Origin of the sequence: Methanolobus sp. WCC1 (assembly GCF_045690315.1) — an archaeon.
Taxonomy (GTDB): domain Archaea; phylum Halobacteriota; class Methanosarcinia; order Methanosarcinales; family Methanosarcinaceae; genus Methanolobus; species Methanolobus tindarius.
The window spans coordinates 15,465-34,351 of the sequence record NZ_CP146979.1; the positions used below are offsets into that span (position 1 = coordinate 15,465).

At 38.0% G+C, this 18,887-nt stretch carries 18 protein-coding genes, 1 tRNA gene and 1 rRNA gene; 3 read left to right on the forward strand and 17 right to left on the reverse strand.

The annotated features are described in order from the left end of the window. Window positions 1–70 precede the first annotated feature (70 nt). The 3 genes from V7O61_RS00060 (at window position 71) to V7O61_RS00070 (ending at window position 2,207) form a co-directional block, all read left to right on the forward strand. Window positions 71–142, forward strand: a tRNA-Cys gene (locus V7O61_RS00060). Between the two features lie 27 nt (window positions 143–169). Beyond that, window positions 170–291 (forward strand): 5S ribosomal RNA (gene rrf, locus V7O61_RS00065). Between the two features lie 482 nt (window positions 292–773). Further along, window positions 774–2,207 carry a dihydrolipoyl dehydrogenase gene (locus V7O61_RS00070; RefSeq protein WP_407283124.1) on the forward strand — a complete coding sequence of 478 codons (1,434 nt, stop codon included), beginning with the start codon at window positions 774–776 and terminating at the stop codon, window positions 2,205–2,207. A gap of 45 nt (window positions 2,208–2,252) precedes the next feature. On the opposite strand, the gene V7O61_RS00075 is transcribed toward V7O61_RS00070, so the two are convergent. The 17 genes from V7O61_RS00075 to V7O61_RS00155 all read right to left on the reverse strand — a co-directional run bounded on the left by V7O61_RS00075 (window position 2,253) and on the right by V7O61_RS00155 (window position 18,875). Next, window positions 2,253–3,146: a glycine betaine ABC transporter substrate-binding protein gene (locus tag V7O61_RS00075; protein WP_023845118.1), complete on the reverse strand. Its 894-nt coding sequence runs from the start codon at window positions 3,144–3,146 to the stop codon at window positions 2,253–2,255. Window positions 3,147–3,213: 67 nt separating this feature from the next. Next, complete coding sequence (locus V7O61_RS00080) at window positions 3,214–4,047, reverse strand: proline/glycine betaine ABC transporter permease (protein ID WP_023845117.1); 834 nt, start codon at window positions 4,045–4,047, stop codon at window positions 3,214–3,216. Further along, window positions 4,034–5,167: a glycine betaine/L-proline ABC transporter ATP-binding protein gene (locus V7O61_RS00085; RefSeq protein WP_407283123.1), complete on the reverse strand. Its 1,134-nt coding sequence runs from the start codon at window positions 5,165–5,167 to the stop codon at window positions 4,034–4,036. The genes V7O61_RS00080 and V7O61_RS00085 overlap by 14 nt, the downstream gene beginning before the upstream one ends. A gap of 374 nt (window positions 5,168–5,541) precedes the next feature. Next, entirely contained in the window at window positions 5,542–7,209 is a 1,668-nt protein-coding gene (locus V7O61_RS00090) for an alkaline phosphatase (RefSeq protein ID WP_288070221.1), read from the reverse strand. A 230-nt stretch (window positions 7,210–7,439) separates the two neighbouring features. Then, window positions 7,440–8,222, reverse strand: coding sequence for a coenzyme F420-0:L-glutamate ligase (gene cofE / locus V7O61_RS00095; protein WP_407283122.1), 783 nt, complete (start codon window positions 8,220–8,222; stop codon window positions 7,440–7,442). Next, window positions 8,222–9,469 (reverse strand): phosphomethylpyrimidine synthase ThiC, encoded by a 1,248-nt coding sequence (gene thiC, locus V7O61_RS00100; protein WP_407283121.1) that lies wholly within the window; start codon window positions 9,467–9,469, stop codon window positions 8,222–8,224. The genes cofE and thiC overlap by 1 nt, the downstream gene beginning before the upstream one ends. Next, entirely contained in the window at window positions 9,469–10,350 is an 882-nt protein-coding gene (locus V7O61_RS00105) for a methylenetetrahydrofolate reductase (protein WP_407283120.1), read from the reverse strand. Before V7O61_RS00105 ends, thiC begins: the two co-directional genes overlap by 1 nt. Window positions 10,351–10,382: 32 nt before the next feature. Continuing rightward, window positions 10,383–10,994, reverse strand: a complete 612-nt coding sequence (locus tag V7O61_RS00110) for a hypothetical protein (protein WP_023845111.1) — start codon at window positions 10,992–10,994, stop codon at window positions 10,383–10,385. After that, entirely contained in the window at window positions 10,987–11,580 is a 594-nt protein-coding gene (locus V7O61_RS00115) for a hypothetical protein (protein WP_407283118.1), read from the reverse strand. Before V7O61_RS00115 ends, V7O61_RS00110 begins: the two co-directional genes overlap by 8 nt. Beyond that, entirely contained in the window at window positions 11,567–12,316 is a 750-nt protein-coding gene (locus V7O61_RS00120; protein ID WP_407283117.1) for a hypothetical protein, read from the reverse strand. The genes V7O61_RS00115 and V7O61_RS00120 overlap by 14 nt, the downstream gene beginning before the upstream one ends. Before the next feature lie 313 nt (window positions 12,317–12,629). Then, the gene (locus tag V7O61_RS00125; protein WP_407283116.1) at window positions 12,630–13,271 is read right to left on the reverse strand and encodes a YcdB/YcdC domain-containing protein; all 642 of its coding nucleotides are present in this window, start codon (window positions 13,269–13,271) and stop codon (window positions 12,630–12,632) included. Between the two features lie 72 nt (window positions 13,272–13,343). Beyond that, a complete protein-coding gene (locus tag V7O61_RS00130; RefSeq protein ID WP_407283115.1) occupies window positions 13,344–13,814 on the reverse strand; it encodes a hypothetical protein in 471 nt (156 codons plus the stop codon). A 4-nt stretch (window positions 13,815–13,818) separates the two neighbouring features. Further along, window positions 13,819–15,342: a nitrous oxide reductase family maturation protein NosD gene (locus V7O61_RS00135; protein ID WP_407283114.1), complete on the reverse strand. Its 1,524-nt coding sequence runs from the start codon at window positions 15,340–15,342 to the stop codon at window positions 13,819–13,821. Window positions 15,343–15,463: 121 nt separating this feature from the next. Beyond that, entirely contained in the window at window positions 15,464–16,399 is a 936-nt protein-coding gene (locus tag V7O61_RS00140; RefSeq protein WP_407283113.1) for an ABC transporter ATP-binding protein, read from the reverse strand. Then, the gene (locus tag V7O61_RS00145; RefSeq protein ID WP_407283112.1) at window positions 16,396–17,145 is read right to left on the reverse strand and encodes an ABC transporter permease; all 750 of its coding nucleotides are present in this window, start codon (window positions 17,143–17,145) and stop codon (window positions 16,396–16,398) included. The genes V7O61_RS00140 and V7O61_RS00145 overlap by 4 nt, the downstream gene beginning before the upstream one ends. A 4-nt stretch (window positions 17,146–17,149) precedes the next feature. Beyond that, a complete protein-coding gene (locus V7O61_RS00150) occupies window positions 17,150–17,533 on the reverse strand; it encodes a hypothetical protein (protein ID WP_407283111.1) in 384 nt (127 codons plus the stop codon). 43 nt (window positions 17,534–17,576) lie between these two features. Then, a complete protein-coding gene (locus V7O61_RS00155) occupies window positions 17,577–18,875 on the reverse strand; it encodes a M28 family peptidase (RefSeq protein WP_407283110.1) in 1,299 nt (432 codons plus the stop codon). Between the last annotated feature and the right edge of the window lie 12 nt (window positions 18,876–18,887).

An 18,887-nucleotide genomic window follows, 5' to 3' on the forward strand; every position in this document is an offset into this window, starting at 1 on the left:
TGTGTATGAGAGTATTCACGATTCATTGATAAAGTATTTATACAATGGTTTCATCCATGTATCGCTCATTGCCAAGATGGCGGAGCGGCTACGCAATCGCCTGCAGAGCGATTCCATTCCGGTTCGAATCCGGATCTTGGCTTAAACTTTATCGTTCATCGTGAGTGAGTTTGGCGGCCATAGCGGCGGGGCAATTCCTGTACCCATCCCGAACACAGAAGATAAGCCCGCCTGCGTTCTATACTGTACTAAAGTATGAGAGTCTTTGGGAAATATGGAACGCTGCCATCTCACTCACACATGATTTCTAAATTCTATTTTCTACAATTCCTTTCTATTGCAACCAACTCAACTTACAGTTTTGGATGTTTATTTTGGTAATCTAAAATGATTGATTCTACATTAATCAATGCACAGTTAGCAATATTCTACTATTTTTACTGTATATCCGTAAAATAGCGGTACTGGTTTTATTATAACTTATTATATTATATACAATAATATACTCAAAAGCACCTTTATAGCATAAAGTCAGTAGATAAATTGTTTCTCTCTTGTTCAAAAATGGGGCTCAACAGCCCTCATTTTCTTTTTTAGCAAACTGTGCTTTTCCGAGCAGTTCTGCATTCTTGATTACAAAAATTGGTAATAGATGTTGTACTTTTATTTATTCATTTTACTTCATATCACAGTTTTTGATACGTTCCAATCTATCGGAAGTAATTATACGGGTAAAGATCAATGTTTACAGGATATCGCATGTGGGGAATTCCATGAAAGAATATGATCTGATAGTAATTGGCTCTGGCTCAGGTATGAATTACGTGAATGCAATGCTTGATGCAAATCCTGAAATGAAAGTTGCCTTGGTAGATAAAGACGAACCTGGGGGAATATGTCTTACAAGAGGGTGCATCCCTTCAAAGATGCTTCTCTATCCTGCAGAACTTGTAAGAGACATTGAAAAAGCAGGAGAATTTGGAATAAAGGCTTCAATCAATAATATTGACTTCAAAACTATAATGGACAGGATGCGCTCGACAATATCATCAGATATTGAAGGCATAAAGCAAGGCTATACATATATGCCACGTCTGGATTTCTATAATGAGGCTGCAGAGTTCGTTTCACCCTATACAATGAAAGTAGGCGAGGAAATCATCACTGCTAAAATGATATTCCTGTGCACTGGCTCTAAACCTGCAATTCCACCGGTAAAGGGACTAGATGAAGTTGATTATCTAACAAGTGATGATGTCCTGAAACTTACAGAGCTTCCTGAAAGCCTTGCCATAATCGGAGGTGGTTACATTGCAGCAGAATATGGCCATTTCTTCTCATCAATGGGTTCTAAGGTCACGATAATTGGCAGAAATGCCCGAATTATTCCTGAAGAGGAACCAGAGATATCAGTTCTGGCAAAAAAAATGATGTCAGAATATATGGATATTCTAACCAACTGCGAAGTCATTGAAGTAAAGAACTCATCAGAAGGAAAGCTTGTAGTTGCAAAAGACCGTGAAACCGGCGAAGAAAAAGAGGTTGTTGCATCTGCAATACTAGTGGTAACCGGAAGAAGTCCTAATACTGATATTCTGAAACCTGAACTTGCAGGAATTGAAACCGATAAACAAGGTTGGATTAAAGTAAATGAACATCTTGAAACCTCACAGCCAGATGTCTGGGCTTTTGGTGATGCAAACGGAAAGTATCTTTTCAAGCATGTTGCAAACCATGAATCCAGTGTCGTTTACTATAACGCAATATTGAAAAAGAAAATAAAAGCAGATTATCATGCAGTTCCATATGCTGTTTTTTCCTATCCTGAAATTGCCGGAGTCGGAATGACAGAAAGGCAGGCAGTTGAAGAGTATGGAGAAGACAATATCATTATTGGTTTCTATCGTTTCCAGGAAACTGCAAAAGGAATTGCCATGTCCCTTGAGGATGAGTTTGTAAAAGTTATATTTGAAGGACAGACTCAAAAAATTCTTGGTGCTCATATAATAGGTCCGCAAGCTTCAGTGCTCATCCATCAGATAATCCCGCTTTTGTACACTGAAGGCCAGGATGCCAGTCCGATAATGTATGCAATGGATATTCATCCTTCACTAAGTGAGGTCATCAAAAGAGCATTTTATTCAAGAGTTCCACTCAATGAATATCATATGATAATGCAGGCTTACGGACTTGAAGAAGCAGAGTAATTAAAAGAGAGTAACAAAAAATAAAATAGAAAGTATGAGAGAACTTTAGTTCTCTCCTATCCATTCGTTGACTTTGTCCGGGTTTGCATCTACCCATTTCTGAGCAGCTTCTTCCTCAGGTACACCATCTGCAAGGTCAGACATTACAGACTGGATGTCATCATGTGTCCAGTTGAATCTGCTTATTATTCCATAAAGCTCAGGATCATCTTCTGCGAGTCCTACTCTCGCAAGGGTCTCTACGTGGTCTGCTTCACCATAGACTCCATTTGGATCTTCAAGATATTTCAGATCAAAACTGTTAAATGCCCAGTGAGGTGACCAGAGTGTTACAACAACCCATTCTTCGTCTGCAATTGCGCTCTTAAGTTCAGCTGTCATTCCTGCACTGCTGCTTGATACAAGCTCATAATCAAGACTGTAGTTCTCGATTGCAGTTTCTGTGGTAGACATAATTCCAGCCCCTGGGTCAATTCCAATGATTTCACCATCGAACATGTCCTTGTTATCATTGAGTTCATCAATGGAATCAATTGTTACATATGTTGGAACAACAAGTCCAATGCGGCAGTCTTCAAGATTTACTGCAACACTGTCAATGTCATCTCCATACTGTTCCCAGTAATTCTTCTGGGTCTGTGGGAGCCATGCGGAAGTTGTAAAATCGAACTGGCTGTCTGCAAGTCCCTGATAGAGTGCACCTGCATCAACAGCAATTATCTCAACATCATAGCCTGCTTCTTCAAGGACAAGTTTCATGACATTGGTACTGGCTATCTCTCCATCCCAGAGTACATATCCAATTGTTGCTTCCTTTACTTCATCGGTTGTTCCTTCTTCTGTTCCTGTATCTGTAGTGCCCTGATCGGCACATCCACTTACCATAACAAGTATGGCAAGCACTAAAATCACTGAAAGTACTTTTATTTGACTTTTCATTCTATCACAACATTTTATGTAATAATAAAGACCGGATGGTCAATAATTTGAATTTGTAAGTTTTGAATCATTTTTTAGGAGTTAGATTTTGTGTAAGTCTATCAAGAATTATAGCAATGATAACAATTGCAAGACCAGCCTCGAATCCCTGTCCAATATCTACTCTCTGGATACCTACAAGTACCTGATAACCAAGTCCACGTGCACCTATCATTGCAGCGATAACAACCATTGAGAGTGAGAGCATGATACATTGGTTCACACCGGCCATTATTGTGGGCAAAGCAACGGGAAGTTCTACCTTGAAAAGTTTTTGTAGCGTTGTTGTTCCAAAAGCACTTGCAACCTCTTCAAGTTCAACAGGAACCTGACGAATGCCAAGATTTGTCAGACGTATTGCAGGTGGCATTGCAAACACAATGGTTGCCACAAGACCCGGCACATTTCCAAGTCCGAAAAATATGACTGCAGGTATCAGGTAAACAAATGAAGGCATTGTCTGCATGAAATCCAGTATTGGTTTGACAATATGGAATACTGTTTCATTTTTGGCAGCCATGATGCCTGTTGGAATTCCAATTAGCAATGCCACAAGGGCCGATGATAATACAAGAGCAATCGTTTCCATTGAAAGTGTCCACAGGCCCATACTATCTATTAGCAAAAGCCCGACTATGCTTCCTATTGCAAGTCTGGTATTTTTCCCGGAAAGCAGGTAAACAAGAATCGCAGCCACAATAATAAATGCAAAAGGTGGTAAAAATAACAAAACATCCTTAAAACCGGATATTAGCATATCGATGATATCACTGAAGATATCCATCAAAAAACCGAAATTGTCATTCAGCCAGTAAACTCCTGATTCTACTGTTTCCCCTATGGGAAGTTCAGGTAAGACCATTCTGATCATCCTCCGTGATAGCCAGAGCACCAAGTATGCTGCCTCTGACAATAACTCCTATGAGTTTATTATTATCATTAACCACTGCAATCGGACATGTGCATTCGGCAATCATTGGAATTATTTCCTTGATAGGCACGTCCGGTTTTATAGACAGAATATCTGTAATCAAAACATCCTGCATTGTTTTCTTCTCTTTCACAGCCGCAACGGCATCATCAATATAGAGTATTCCCTTGACAATTTTGTCAGGATCAACAACAAATATCGATGATATTCCATGTTTCTTCATAAGCTGAAGCGCCACTTTAATTCCTGAATTAATTGAAACAACAGGTTCAGGTCTTTTCATCACGTTCTCAGCAGTAAGTATTTTAGTCCTGTCAACACCGGCAACGAATTCAGAAACATAGTCATCTGCAGGGTCTGTAAGTATCTCCTCTGCAGTACCTATCTGGGCGATTATACCATCTTTCATGATGGCTATACGGTCACCGAGTTTCAGTGCCTCGTCAAGGTCGTGTGAAACAAAGACAATAGTTTTTTTCATCTTATCCTGAAGTGCAATTAATTCATCCTGCATTTCAGATCTGATAAGAGGGTCAAGTGCGCTGAATGCTTCATCCATAAGCAGGACGTCAGGGTCAGTAGCAAGAGCTCTTGCAAGTCCTACTCTTTGTTGCATTCCTCCGCTTAATTGTGATGTTTTGCTGGATTCGTAACCTTTAAGTCCTACTTTTTCGATTGCCACTTCTGCCTTTGGATATCTTTCCTCTTTTGATACACCTTGAATTTCAAGTCCAAAAGCCACATTATCGATAACAGTTCGATGAGGAAGAAGTGCAAAACTCTGGAATACCATACTTAACTTTTTTCTTCTGGTTTCCCGGAGTTCTTTATCATCCATGGTGGCAATGTCATCGCCGTCAATCAGAATATGACCGTCACTTGGTTCAATCAGACGGTTAAGGCAGCGTAAAAGAGTAGATTTTCCTGAGCCGGAAAGTCCCATAAGCACAAAGGTTTCCCCTTCATAAACATCGAAACTGACATTATACAAACCAACTGTCTGTTTTGTCCTTTCAAATATTTCCTGTTTAGAGACGCCTTGCTCGACCAAAGATATTGCTTTTTGAGGGTTTTTGCCAAAAATCTTGACAAGATTACGAACTTCTATTTTCTTTTTTCTATGAATTGTAATACCTCAATTTGAATAACGATAATTTAAATTAACTACTTCTATTTTTGAATGGGCGACCCTATATTAATGTATCGTTTAACTCCAGTAGAAATGAGCTTTATTATGTTTGATTTTGACAAAATAAGCTCAAAAATGAATTTTCTTTTTATTTTTATAAAATCAGTGACTATTGTGTATTCTAATTTTATATAATACCACACTCGAGTGAAAATAAGGGCAATTGTAAAAAAAAGGATGAAGAGAACCCTGGTTCTCAGTCATCTAATTAAGTAACCTGAAATTATTCCCTTTCCTCAAATAGAACCAAGGATATCGATAAGGTCGAATGCCTCATCTCCGATAATCAGAATGTTCTGGGTATAAAGATACTTTACAACCACACTATCATTGTCAAATACAATAGCAGGATTCTCACTGTCTGATAAGTCAAGTGACCATCTACCGGAAAAACCTTCTGATATTTTCTCATCTATGATATCCACTGCTTCCTGAGGGATGTAGAAATCATCATCTGCTGTAAGTACAGAATTTCCGTCAGCCATTGGAACACCAACAACAACACCTTCAAGGTCGTATTCTGTATCATCAATTATCAGGATATCCTTGCTGACAGGAAGTTCTGCAACAACACCTCTCCTTTCGATTACAACAACAGGATTGTCATTGTCTGTTAAATCAAGTGACCATATTCCAGGGTATGCCTCATCAACTTCTACGAAGAGTTCTTCGCCTACATCTTCAAGGTTGAATCCGAATGCATCAGCAACACATGTTGCAAGTTCAGTGTTGTCAAGAAGTCCGGTTGGTTTATCTGGTCCGTATGCCCAGAGAGGGACATCTCCACCAGCATGTCCACCTGTTGTCCATCCGATTTCCACTGTACCTTCTTCTCCCTTAAGAGGGTCTACAAGTTCTTCAACTGTAAGGTCTGTATAGGATGTGTCATAGTTTCCGATTGTCATACCACCGGTGTTGTGGTCAGGGAAAACAATTACAAGTGTGTGTCCGTCTTCTTCTGCAAAGTTTACAGCTGCTTTTACAGCTTCGTCAAATGCAAGGAAGTCAGTTACCATGTATTCAGGGTCATTTGCATGTCCTGCCCAGTCAACCTGGCTTCCTTCAACCATAAGGAAAAATCCATCTTCGTCTTCTGAGAGGAGTTCTATTGCCTTTTCTGTCATTTCAACAATTGAAGGTTCTTCTGTAGTTTCACGTGACATCTCTGGCTGCATGTGCTTGCTTGCAAACATACCCCATACCTGTCCGGTTGTTACAGCTTCCATTTCATCAGTTGTAGTAACGTACTGGTATCCTTCATCAAGAAGTACTTGTTTGAGGTCTTCTCCATCGTTACGGTCGCTGTCAAGATACTGCTCTCCACCTGCAAATACTACGTCAATATCCTGGTAGACAATGTGCTCCATGATTTCACTGTCCATTCCTCTGTCATGAACGTGAACTGCAAATGCTGCAGGTGTTGCATGGGTTATGCTTGATGTTGCTATAAGACCGGTTGCCTTTCCTTCAAGCTTTGCACCTTCAAGGACAGTTGCCAGTGGTACATAAGGTTCAGCCATGTCTTCTGCATCATAAATTGAGAGCAAGTCTTCAGCTCTTGGTCCGACACCAAGGAATCTGACTGTTGTCTTTTCACCGGTTGCGAAAGCTGTTGCAGCAGCAGCAGATCCAGTGATAACAGAGTTTGCCATGTTTGTGGAAACCATTCCGGTATACATACTGTCAAGCTGGAGCTCTTCTCCACTGTACCAGCGTGCAAGGGTCTGGATGTTCTGGTCACATCCATCAGGTACCATTACAATAACATTATTGATCTTTTTGTTTGAGTTTCCATCATTCGGTTTGTTGTCGCTGTTGTTGGCAGCTACAGCAGGTGCTGCACTTCCAAGAACAAGCATGAATACAACAAATAATGCAAATAATAAATTGTGTCTTTTATCCATCTAATCACCAACCTCTTCCAAGGTTATTGGCTGATTTTCAGATTTGAGACATTAGTAGTTTTTACCAATAGATTATGTAGCCTAATTGTGTTTTTTATTTATTCATAGCACTATATACAAAATGTCAGCTACAATAGCTAAGTAAAAATATATTCTTCTATATATTTTGACAAAGCTGCATCATCTCGTTTTTCTATATAATGCTCATAAAATAAAAAAGAAAGTGAAAGTTATGCTTTTCTGATATTACTATAATACATGCACTCATCCCTGCTGAAAAGTGGCATTTCGATATCATCATCAACTACCTGGGCAGTTGAACCTCTTACAAGAACAGCAGGCACACTTTCCCCGGCTTCTCCCATAAGGAGCTGAGCAGCAGAAACGAGATTATCAGCAACTGCTTTGCGGGTGATAGTCATCTCTTTTCCAAAGAGATCATGTGTTCCCCTTGCATCCTCAACAGGAATAATTCCGGAAGTTCCAAGTGCAATTCCAACACAACCAAGTCTCAGTGGCTGCGTACGGCTGTCACCAACAATAACTCCAATTTTGCATTTGCAACACTTTTTGATTTCTCTCCTTATCCTGCCAGCACTTTCCTGTGCATTTTCAGGGAGAAGCACAACATATCCTTCAGGTGCGTTGGAAGCATCAATACCTGCATTAGGAGCAAGTATCCCTCTTGTAATAGTAAGAGCTGCTCCCGGAACGCCGCCGAATATCTCATCGCATTCCTGGACAATGAGTTCCATTTCCTTGACATCAAGCTGGTATTTTTCAGCAAGCTCTTTTGCTTTTTCACCGGGGTTTATATCATCAAGACGAACAAGGCGTCCTTCAGCTGTTGCAAGCGGTGATTCGGCAATGATCAGGATGTCATTATCCTGGACGTTTAATCCTTGCTTTTTAAGCGAATTAATGATAATCTCTGCAATGTTATCTCCGGGTCTGATTATCGGAGTTTTAATCCCAAACATTTGCAGGGACGGGAAAGATAGCTCCTCTGGCATTAGTCTTCTCCTGTAAGATAATTCTTCATAATTTTGATGGCGCAGTAATCGCCACACATGGAGCATGGTCCTTCATCAGGACACATTTGTGAAGGCCTGTCAGGGTCAATAGCAAGTTCTGCCTGTCCTCTCCAGTCAAAGTCTGCTCTTTTTTCAGCAAGCATAAGATCTGCCTCATTTAATCCGTATTTCATGGAATCTCCGATGTGAGCTGCAATCCTGAATGCAATAAGTCCTTCTTTAACCTGTTGTGGGTTTGGAAGTGAGAGATGTTCTGCCGGTGTAATGTAACAAAGGTAATCTGCACCTGCACCACTGGCCATGCTTGCACCAACTGCTCCTGCAATGTGGTCATAGCCTACTGCAATATCAGTAGGGAGCGGGCCTGCAACAAATAGTGGAAAATCAGCTTTTTCTTTGTATAATTTCACAGAACCCGGAATATCGGATGCCTGTATATGTCCTCCCATACCGTTGATTATCACCTGGACACCCATTTCATTTGCTCTTTTTGCAAGTGCAGCATTTGTCTCAATTTCCATCAACTGAGCACTGTCTTTCAGATCATGGATGCATCCGCTTCTCATGGTATTTCCAATGGATAGCACAACATCATTCTTTCTGAGTATCTCCATTATCTCATCAAAATGCTCGATGAAAGGATTCTCACAGTCATTGAGAAGCATGAAACTGCTGGTAAAGGAACCACCTTTTGAGACCATTCCCATGACTCTGCCTGTGCCTTTGAGTTGTTCAAGCATTTCCCTTTTCACGCAATGAAGAAGTACTGAACTTACTCCTTCATCAACATGTTTTTTCAGGTACGACAGAATGTCATAAATAGTTAAGTTCTCCATTCCCCGTTCAACGATTGTCTGGTAAATAGGAACTGTTGTAACCGGGAGTTCTGTGTTCTCAAACACCATCTTCCTGATGGCAGAGATATCTCCTCCCATTGAAAGGTCAGTAATTGTAGCTGCTCCGTATTGCTGTGCCACCTTTACTTTTTCTATCTCAGCTTCAGGGTCAATTGCGGCAGAGGATGTTCCAAGGTTAACATTTATCTTGGTGCTGGCACCTTTGCCGATAGCAACAGGTGGACAGCCTTTACGTGTCATTATCACAAGGCTGCCATTTGCAACTCTTTCCAGAACAAGTTCTTCTTCAATATTCTCATTTTTTGCAATTTCCAGCATCTCAGATGTGAGGGTGCCCTCTTTTGCATGGTCGATTTGCGTTTTTGTCATTATCGTTTCTTCCTGATATCGGCCATTTCAAGTATGGTTGGTGTATTGTTATGTTTGCCAATTGGCATAAGATGAATTCCACGACTGAGTTTTTGCAGTTCTTTAATCGCTTCTGCACAAATAGCCATACCTTCTTCTTTTGGTTTTTCAGTGGAGTCCATTCTCTCTATAATTTCATCAGGTACGTTAATTCCAGGAATGTTTCCGTTCATGAACCGTGCCATGTTTGCAGATCTGAGTGGAATTACTCCTGCAATAATCGGGACTTCAATATCTTCTATAGATTCCATGAAGTCTTCGAACATAGAAATATCATAAACTGCCTGGGTTTGCAAAAAGTCAATTCCCGTTTTGACTTTCTTTCGCAGTTTCATCATCTGTGCTTTTCTGGAAGGATCGGTATTTGTCACAGCTCCAACAACAAACTGAGGTGGATTCTCTATGACATTGCCTGCAAGGTCAATGCCTCTCTGCATTTTCCTGACAATATTCAGAAGCTGCACAGAATCAAGGTCATAGACCGGTCTTGCTTTAGGATGATCGCCTTTTGTTGTGTGGTCACCTGTCATTATACAGATGTTCCTGATGCCCATAGAATAAGCTCCAAGAAGATCGGATTGAAGTGCAAGCCTGTTCCTGTCCCTGCATGTAAGCTGCATGATAACTTCATGACCACCGTCAAGGAGAGCTTTACTCACTGCCAGCGGGCTCATACGCATGATAGCTTTCTGGTTGTCAGTCACATTGAGAGCATCAACCCATCCTCGTGTAAGTTCAGCATCAGAAATTATCTCTGCAAGGTCTGTTCCCTTGGGAGGGCTGACCTCTGCTGTTATTAAGAAATCATTTGAAGAGAGTTTGTCTTTGAAGGTCCGGGACATCGGGGAATTATATGTTTGTCAGGGTTTTAAAATCATCGCAGGAGCGAATCAAGTTTTTCTTTCAGGAGTAAGTATTTCTCTTCGTTTTCAGGATAAAGGTCAATAAATCCGGGGTCAGTCTTTACTTTGATTGCTTTAGAATAATGGGTCATTCGATATGAGTTGTAAAAAATGATGACCATCATTATGGGAATAAAGAATACGAGAGAGATATTTGTGGCTTCGTAAAACCCGTATTTTCCGATTGATTCAAAACCATCACTCACTTCCATAACCGTAACACTCAACACAATAAGTCCTAGAATTAAAAAGAACGGTTTTCGGTATTTGTTTAAAGTGTTGTTGAAATCAGAAATCTCGACTATTTTTTCCACAGGGATTTTTAGATCTTTGAACAATACCTTTTTCACAATTAGTTCATTGTTGTTGATTATGATTTCATAACATGACCGAAGGTGAATGACTGCTAAGGTTATCGATATTATTAAAACAACACTAAGGTAAGTCCAGATACTCCGGTATAAATGGTCAATCAAAGTTAAGGGTACGAATACAAAAAACGTGGCAATTATCACTGGTATGGATTCATAATCAGGAATATGCAACGGGACTTTCATTTTGATTTCATCATTTATTTTATTCATTTAGTATCAAATCTCTGAACTCTATGGGCTTGTGCGTGTAAAACCTGAATTTGTCTTTATTGGTTAGCACTTCTAAAAATGCAGGGTATCTGATTCTCTTTTCTGCATTGAAATAAATGATTAAATAAAATATTATGATCATTGAACTGGAAAGGAGTGATAATATCCGTTCTTCTGACGATATGTTTCCAGTGAACATTCTTTGCATGTTGCTGTATACAAAATATGATGTACTTGCTATCAAAACCAGCATAATGAATGTGAATAAAATGTGGTATTTTCGAGATATATTGTTTCTGCCTTTTATTGTTTTTACATCATCCATGTTTATTGTAGTCGGACTCAAAACAAATCTGTGAACAATTATTTTGTTGTTTTCTATTTCGACAGTAGTGATGTCCTGCAACACAATTATTGCAAGACATAGATACCATATTGAGAAATAAATAATATCAATGGTAAGAGTATCCAGACCCAGTACCATTATTAGGAGCAAAAGTGCCATCGGAAAAGTTAGAATAATAGTCAATCTCAAATCGCCTATTTTATCCACACTCATTTTCTCTTTGAAATTAACCGAAGTCATGACATGCAGTTTCCTGTGTTTCAATTATCCGTTTAAGTTCATCAGGTTCCTTTGAGTAGAATATGAACTTTGATTTATCAGTGTCCACTCTCAGCAAATTAGTATATGGAAGTCTTTTTAGTAGATTTATAATAACTACTGCTGATAGGAATACAATCCAGAACTCATAAAGGAATATATTTATTCCTTCCATGAACGTAACTCCTGCTATTTCATAATGAATATCTTGTACGGCTTTGAAAGTAAGATAAGCTGTAAGTAAAAGTAATATGAATACCATTGATAAACGATATGCGTAGTTTCTATTCTTCTTTATCTGTACATCTTTTATCTCTTTCTTGGTAATCACAAGCGGACTGAAAAGAGGTCTGTGAATTATTATCATGTGGGGATTTATCTCAACCTGTGTCCGTTCTTTGACAAAAAGAATGATGAATCCGATGTACCAGATTGCATAGATCAAAACCTTGCATTCAGGTGATTGCAGACACAGAGCATAGAGTATTAAAGTTCCTACTATCATGGGAACAAGAACTTTCAACATGCTTTTGTCAAAAGTAATATCCACTTGCATCTTTTGCTTAAGCAGGGCGTTTGTGTTCATTTTAGTAATCTCTTCTCCGATTAGAATCAGGCATTCAGATGGATTATTCGTACCATCAGAAAGTTGGGGAGCAAGGCCACATGTACGTGAGTTTTGATCGGATGGTATTGTGTGACCTTGCGGTTGGTACATTGGGTTCCCACGGACTTTCTCTATTTGTGGGGGTTACTACTAAAAAACACATTAATTTATTTAGTTGTTATGGCCAAAGATTCCAACTGTATGGTGGATAATTTTTAAGCTCAAATCAAAGATGAAATGATATTCGTTACTATGGATATAATAAAGGCAACTAACAACCAGTAAAGGGAATTGAGTTTCAATTATTTTTTTCTGCTAATAATTTGAAACCAAAAATAAAAACAAAAAAGATTATTAGCTCTCTCCATATATTTGAATAACCAATACTATATCCCTGGAAACTTTTCATATTTCATTCCTCTATTCAATCTCTCGCATAAGCAAACAATAACATCTCACCTGAATGAGCATCTATCCATGCTTCTGCAGGATAATCATCATATTTAAATGTGGAGTCTTTGAAGGTTATGCCCCATGCAAGATGAACTGTTTCATTATCATCTTCTTTCCAGTAAAGTTCGGAGGAAATGGTTTTCACGGTATTGGCTTTTTCTTTGCCAATTGTAGGTTCATTGGTCATGTAATCCGTAATTATTTTTGCAGCTTCATTGGAAGATATGGAAGGTTTAGTGTCAACAAGTGCTATTTCATCTTCGTCTATTGACCAACTTTTACGATAATTATACACTTCTCCGGTTTCAGCATTAATTCTTATTTTTACTCCATTCAGTGAAGGTATTTCATTGATTATCCGGTAATACTTTATTTCATATATTCCAGAATCACCATCAAAATATGGTTCTATATAATTAGTTTCTTCAAATTCTAATTCACTGATTTCATCAGGAGATAACTTGGATTGCACATATTCATCTGCAATTTCCATAGCCTTTTCTTCACTGATATTATTCTTTGAAAATATCGTTCCATTAGAAAAACCGAGCATGGTTGCAACAATTAAAAATAGCAATACACCAGCAACAATCATTACTTTGTTTCTATTCATTTTCCTTATTCTCTTAAGTTGCATTAAAGTTGATATCTGTCAAACAATTTGAATAGAATCCGAAATTAGAGGTCAGGCCAACAGTTCCCGTATATTTTGCTGAAATACCAGTCTATTAGCTTCCTGTACTGGTAAAAGATAGCCATCAACTGAATCAAGTTTCGGATTATCCGGGTCCACTCCATATTTTTTTATATAATCGGACCTTGCATTTTCGATAATATCAAACATTTCCTTCTCACTGATGATTATGTCATAGTCTACTCCCTGTACCATGTTTTCATCAGGAATTCCATCTTCGTTTGCTATTACTATTTTTGAACTGTTATAGAGAATTGTTCCCTCCAGATAGTTTGGCAGCTCACCTTTTGCAAATTTGATGTCATTTTCCGTAATATCATATTTTTCATAAAGGGTTTGGAGTTCTTTGTCTGTATAATACAGTTCAGCATTTCCAGTTTTACCACTGATTGCAGCAATAAAGGCGATTGATATTATCAGGATTATAATTACAATGGCAATGTGTTTGCTTTTTGCTTCCATTCGTTCACCACATCAGTAAAGGGAATTTGGTAGGTATCCATTCCTGTTTATAGATTGAGCCAGATGTTTCTCTGTAATTATTGAAATCATAGTCATCTGAATAATTCAGCTTGCCTTCCATCCAGTCATCAGGTAATATCCATGTACTGTTTCCGAAAATCTCCGTTACTTCTTCTGGTGTTAATACTCTCCTATTGTTTTCAGATGAGCAATTTTCAGGATACTTTGTGTCATTCAGTTTTTTGACAACTTCTTTTTCATACCAGTCTTGTGCTTTTCCATGAATAATCTCTATTGTCTTTTCGTCCTGGTTTGCATTTTCTGTACTCGTCTTTCCAGTGTAGGTACTAGTCACTCCGTTTTCATTGATACTAAAACAATATGCAAGAATTATGGTGCCTGATGATCTTTCAGCTACAGGGAATACTAACCGCTCATCAGTATCTTGATTTTCTTCCCTGTAACTGGCGATTATTAAGTTTGTGACCTCGTTAATCTCTTCAACAGTGACCGGGTAAGAAACATTTCCAAGCAACATTACGTATCTGATATTTCCACAGGACTGCACAAGGGAGTTATTATCATCTGGATTGTTGTCATCAGCAGATGTGACTATAATATTCTCCGATTCCTTTACAGTTATATCGTTTTCATTCTCAGATAGACAATTGTTTATGATTGCATTGTTAGTACTGTAATCTACAATTCTTATTCCGCTATTACTGCCATTTACAATATTATTTTCCAGAATATTGCTATCTGAATATCGAAGAAGTATTCCATACTCATTATTTGAACTGAGAATATTGTTCTCTATCTGGTTTTCATTGCTTTTGTATAAAAAGAAGCCACCATTGTTTTTTGAAACTATATTGTTTGTGATGGTATTACTATTAGAGAATCCCTGTGTAATTCCGGCACTGTTGCCTATGATTTCATTTTTATCTATTACGTTATTTTTTGAGACGTGTAGATACATTCCGTATTTATTATTTGAAATAAAGTTTTTTTGCAAGGTGTTGCGTACTGAATGATCGAGGTAAATTCCCTGGGAGTCATTCGATAGGTTATTAGCAGTAATTTCATTATCTACAGAGTATTCAAGAACGATTCCTGCAAAATTGTTGTCTGAAATACTATTGTTTTTGATTATACATTTGTCTGCATTTTTCAGATAAATACCCGAACCGCCGTTATCATCTGAGCCTGTTATCTTTAATCCGTTAATAGTTACACAATCTGATACAATATGAATAACAGGTTTTGACGAATTTTCAGCTATGAGGATCACATCATCAGTTTTCTCTGAGGATGATATAATAGTTAGTTTTTTGTTGACTATTACATTCTCTGTATATGTTCCAGGGTGAACCAGAATTGTGTCCCCTTCTGAAGAATAGGCTATTGCATCCTGTATTGATGAGAAATCGAAAGCTTCACCAGTGCCAATGTCTATAGTGGCAGCACTGGCAGTGTATGTGAATGTAATGAGTAGAACTATTGTGATTGTTAAATATTTCAAAGCCATATTTATCTCTTCACTGATAACATTATAATCATCTATCAATTTATTAAAATTTTATGGCCAAAGATTCAAACTGTTTGGTGTGATTTAGTTGTAAAAAAGTAAGGGATAATCTGAAATCTCTTTATTCTTTCATTCCGGTTGCACTGAGGTACGCATCTTCCAGTGAAAGAGAGTTCTCGATAAGTTTGAATACCTGTCCTCCGTTGTTCACAATTAACTTGTTAAGTTCCGGTTTAACATCTGTTTTAGAGTTAACATAGATCTCCAAAATATTCTTCTCTTTTAATTTGGTCTTTACAACATATTCCATGCTTTCTACTAAAGATACTATTTCAGGTGACATGTTGTAAACTCCAACTGTAACTACTCCATTTGACTCAAGCCGCCGGATATCTCCGATTGTTCCTTCGGTGATAAGCTTGCCATTTTTCAGAATCCCTACATGGGTGCAGATCTCCTGAATTTCCAGAAGGTTGTGGGATGAAACTAAGATTGTAATTCCGTTATCATTGCACTCACGGATTATCTGTTTGACCTGTCGCACTCCAACAGGATCAAGACCGTTTGTAGGTTCATCGAGAATGAGTATTTTAGGATCATTTAAAAGAGCTTGTGCAATGCTTAGCCGCTTTTTCATTCCATGGGAAAAAGAGCCAACTTTTTTTGTCATTTCATTTGCAAGACCAACACGTTCCAGTAAAAGCATTGATTGTTCCTGTCCTTCATCTTTGCTAAGACCTTTTAGTCTTGCAAAATAATTCATGTGGCTAAGGGCAGTACGTTCATCATAAAATTCAGAGTCCTGTGGAACCAGACCCAATATATTTTTGATTTTGTCAGCTTCCAGGGCCAGATCCATATTATCAATAATTATCTGACCTTCGTTTGGAATTGAAAGTCCAGATAGTATCTTGATAGTAGTTGTTTTTCCGGCACCATTTTGTCCAAGAAATCCGTATATACTTCCTTTTTCCACTTCAAAGGACAGATCATCCAGTACGTATCTTGGACCATATTTTTTGTACAGGTTTTTTATGGAGATTGCTGTTGCCATCATAAATCTCTCCTTTTAAACGCTAATACATCAATGGATAAAGTGACAATTATAAAGACCAGCATTGAAAAGAGGTTCTTGATTATATTGAAATAGTCACTTTCTTCAGAGGTATTTCTCATAGTTTCTGAAACAGCAAAAGCATAATATGGCGGAGTTAAATACTTCAAATACTCGATGCCACCTTGCATGAAGAAGTATATAGTGATTCCCAGTAGTACCGCAGACATTGTAAATGCTATTTTGTTATTTCCTGACAGAATTGACACAAAGGAAAACAAACTGATAAAACAGCCCAGATACAGACTTGAAAATAGCCAGAATAATATCATTTTTTTCAGGTCAAAGGCATTGCCTGATATGAAATTATCTACCTGTCCCACAATTGCAACAACTAAAGTAAGGAGTGCAAATATCAGGAATAAAAAACAAAACTTGCCAAGCACAAAAGATGCCCTGTCAATTTTTGAAATTATATATCTGATCGTTCCATTCTCAACTTCGTTGCTTATGCTGTCAAATGCTGTAACAAGTATGAAAAAAGGTCCGATAATCAGTATTATCATGAAAGAAATATATGTGAAAGGAATTTTACCCGGATCTGAAAACAGGAATGCTAAAGATGTGCTGTAGTGCATTGCCAGAATACAAATGAATGCCAATGCACTGCTGAAAAACCATACATGCTTACTTTTTACCCCTCTTAATATCTCGTCCTGGGCAACAATTCTTATTTTTGATATATTCATGTTATCAGTCCGTTCTATTGTCACTGATGTTGCATGCGACAAATGCTGCAAATGATCCAACTATGGCATTGAATAAAAAATTCATAATTGCAAACCCACTTAAAAGTGATGTGGCTGCGATACCTGATTCTAATACAATTTTTCCGTCTTTAGTTAATAATAACATCAAGACCCATGCAATTATGCTATATGTGAACACTGCTAAAAAAGTGTATTTTTGAGCGTTTTTATCCATTTTTATGCCCAGTGCTATTCCTGTTATGATAGCAATTAAGATTCCTACACCTATTATGCTTTTATTCAAGGCGTTGGCTATTCCAAGAAACGTAAGTCCTGTGAATATCACTATTAGAAATAGGTGTTTGTTGTTCATGTATTTTGTTTTCATTGTTACTGGGTATTCAGTCCGTATCTATAGATGGTACTGTAAATTATTTCTTTAATTTTTTGTTATATGCCCACACACAAGCAACTATTATCAGTAAGCTTACAACTCCCCCGTAAAGCAGGTATGTATCTATATTTGAATTGTTTTTTCCCGAACGAGAATACACCACTTCAGGATATTTCTCTACTTTTATAGAACTGATGGCAACTCCTTTGTTTCCATATCCATCGGTTGCTCTTACCTCTACGTCGTGCTCACCTCCTTCAAATATCAACGTTGTTCCGGAAACAATTTCCCCTATGTTTTGTCCGTCTAGCAAAACCTGTATATGGCTGTCATTATCTGAAACATTATAGGTAAGAGGAATTATATTATCCCCAAAAATTACATTATCGCTAGGAGATGTAATTTCGACCACTGGGGGGTCTATATCTTCTGGTATCGCCAATTGATATACAGCTTCAGCTACAATTTCAGTTGTTTTTTCCGCAAGAGAAAAATTAAGTGTTTCTACAGTATCCTCAGGTTCATGGTGGTATGGCGTAATTTGAGATTCAATAATTTCCACAGCAGGGATATTATTTTGTATAAAAGGTATATGGTCACTGACACCAATCATACCTAAGTGTTCTCCAATAGTTTTATTTGTATCAAATGCTGATTTTTGAACGAAGTCTGCAAGCCAGGATGTTTGCTGAACATATGCTACTTGTGATTTGTTTCCATATCCGATTTGATCAATACCGATTACTGCAGTTACATTATTTTTTAGTTCCGGATGCATTTCAATCCATCTCTCGGAACCCATTGGCCAACTATGTTCTGGGAAAGCAATAAAATATACAGTTCTGTCAAGCTCATAGTCTTGTAGAATCCTTGCAATTTCTAAGGTTGCAGCAACTCCTAAGGCAGTATCATCTGCACCGGGGCTTGTTGTTGCTGTGTCATAATGAGAGCAAACTATGATTATCTGTTTTTCTAGGTCGTTACCTTTCTTTATTCCCACTACATTATTAGTGACTACAGGCTCATCACGAATTTCTTCTAATGATGTATTCAGGTCATATGTTTCCATCATGCCTTTTATATACTCCACTGATTGATCAGTGGCTTGTACTCTTTTTTCGTCTATTTTCGTGCCCTGGGCAGATTCCGAATATGTTATACGGGGTCCGTAATTTACTATTTCTTCAGTCATTTGTTTTAGGTTTGAAGCATTGACTCTCAAATCAGGGGATGCAAGACTAACAAATGTATTTTCTGCACTTGTGATGCCTATTGATAATATGCAGATTAAGATAAATACAAAGAATAAACTTACGTATTTTTTAACGGCAGACATTATTGTTCACCT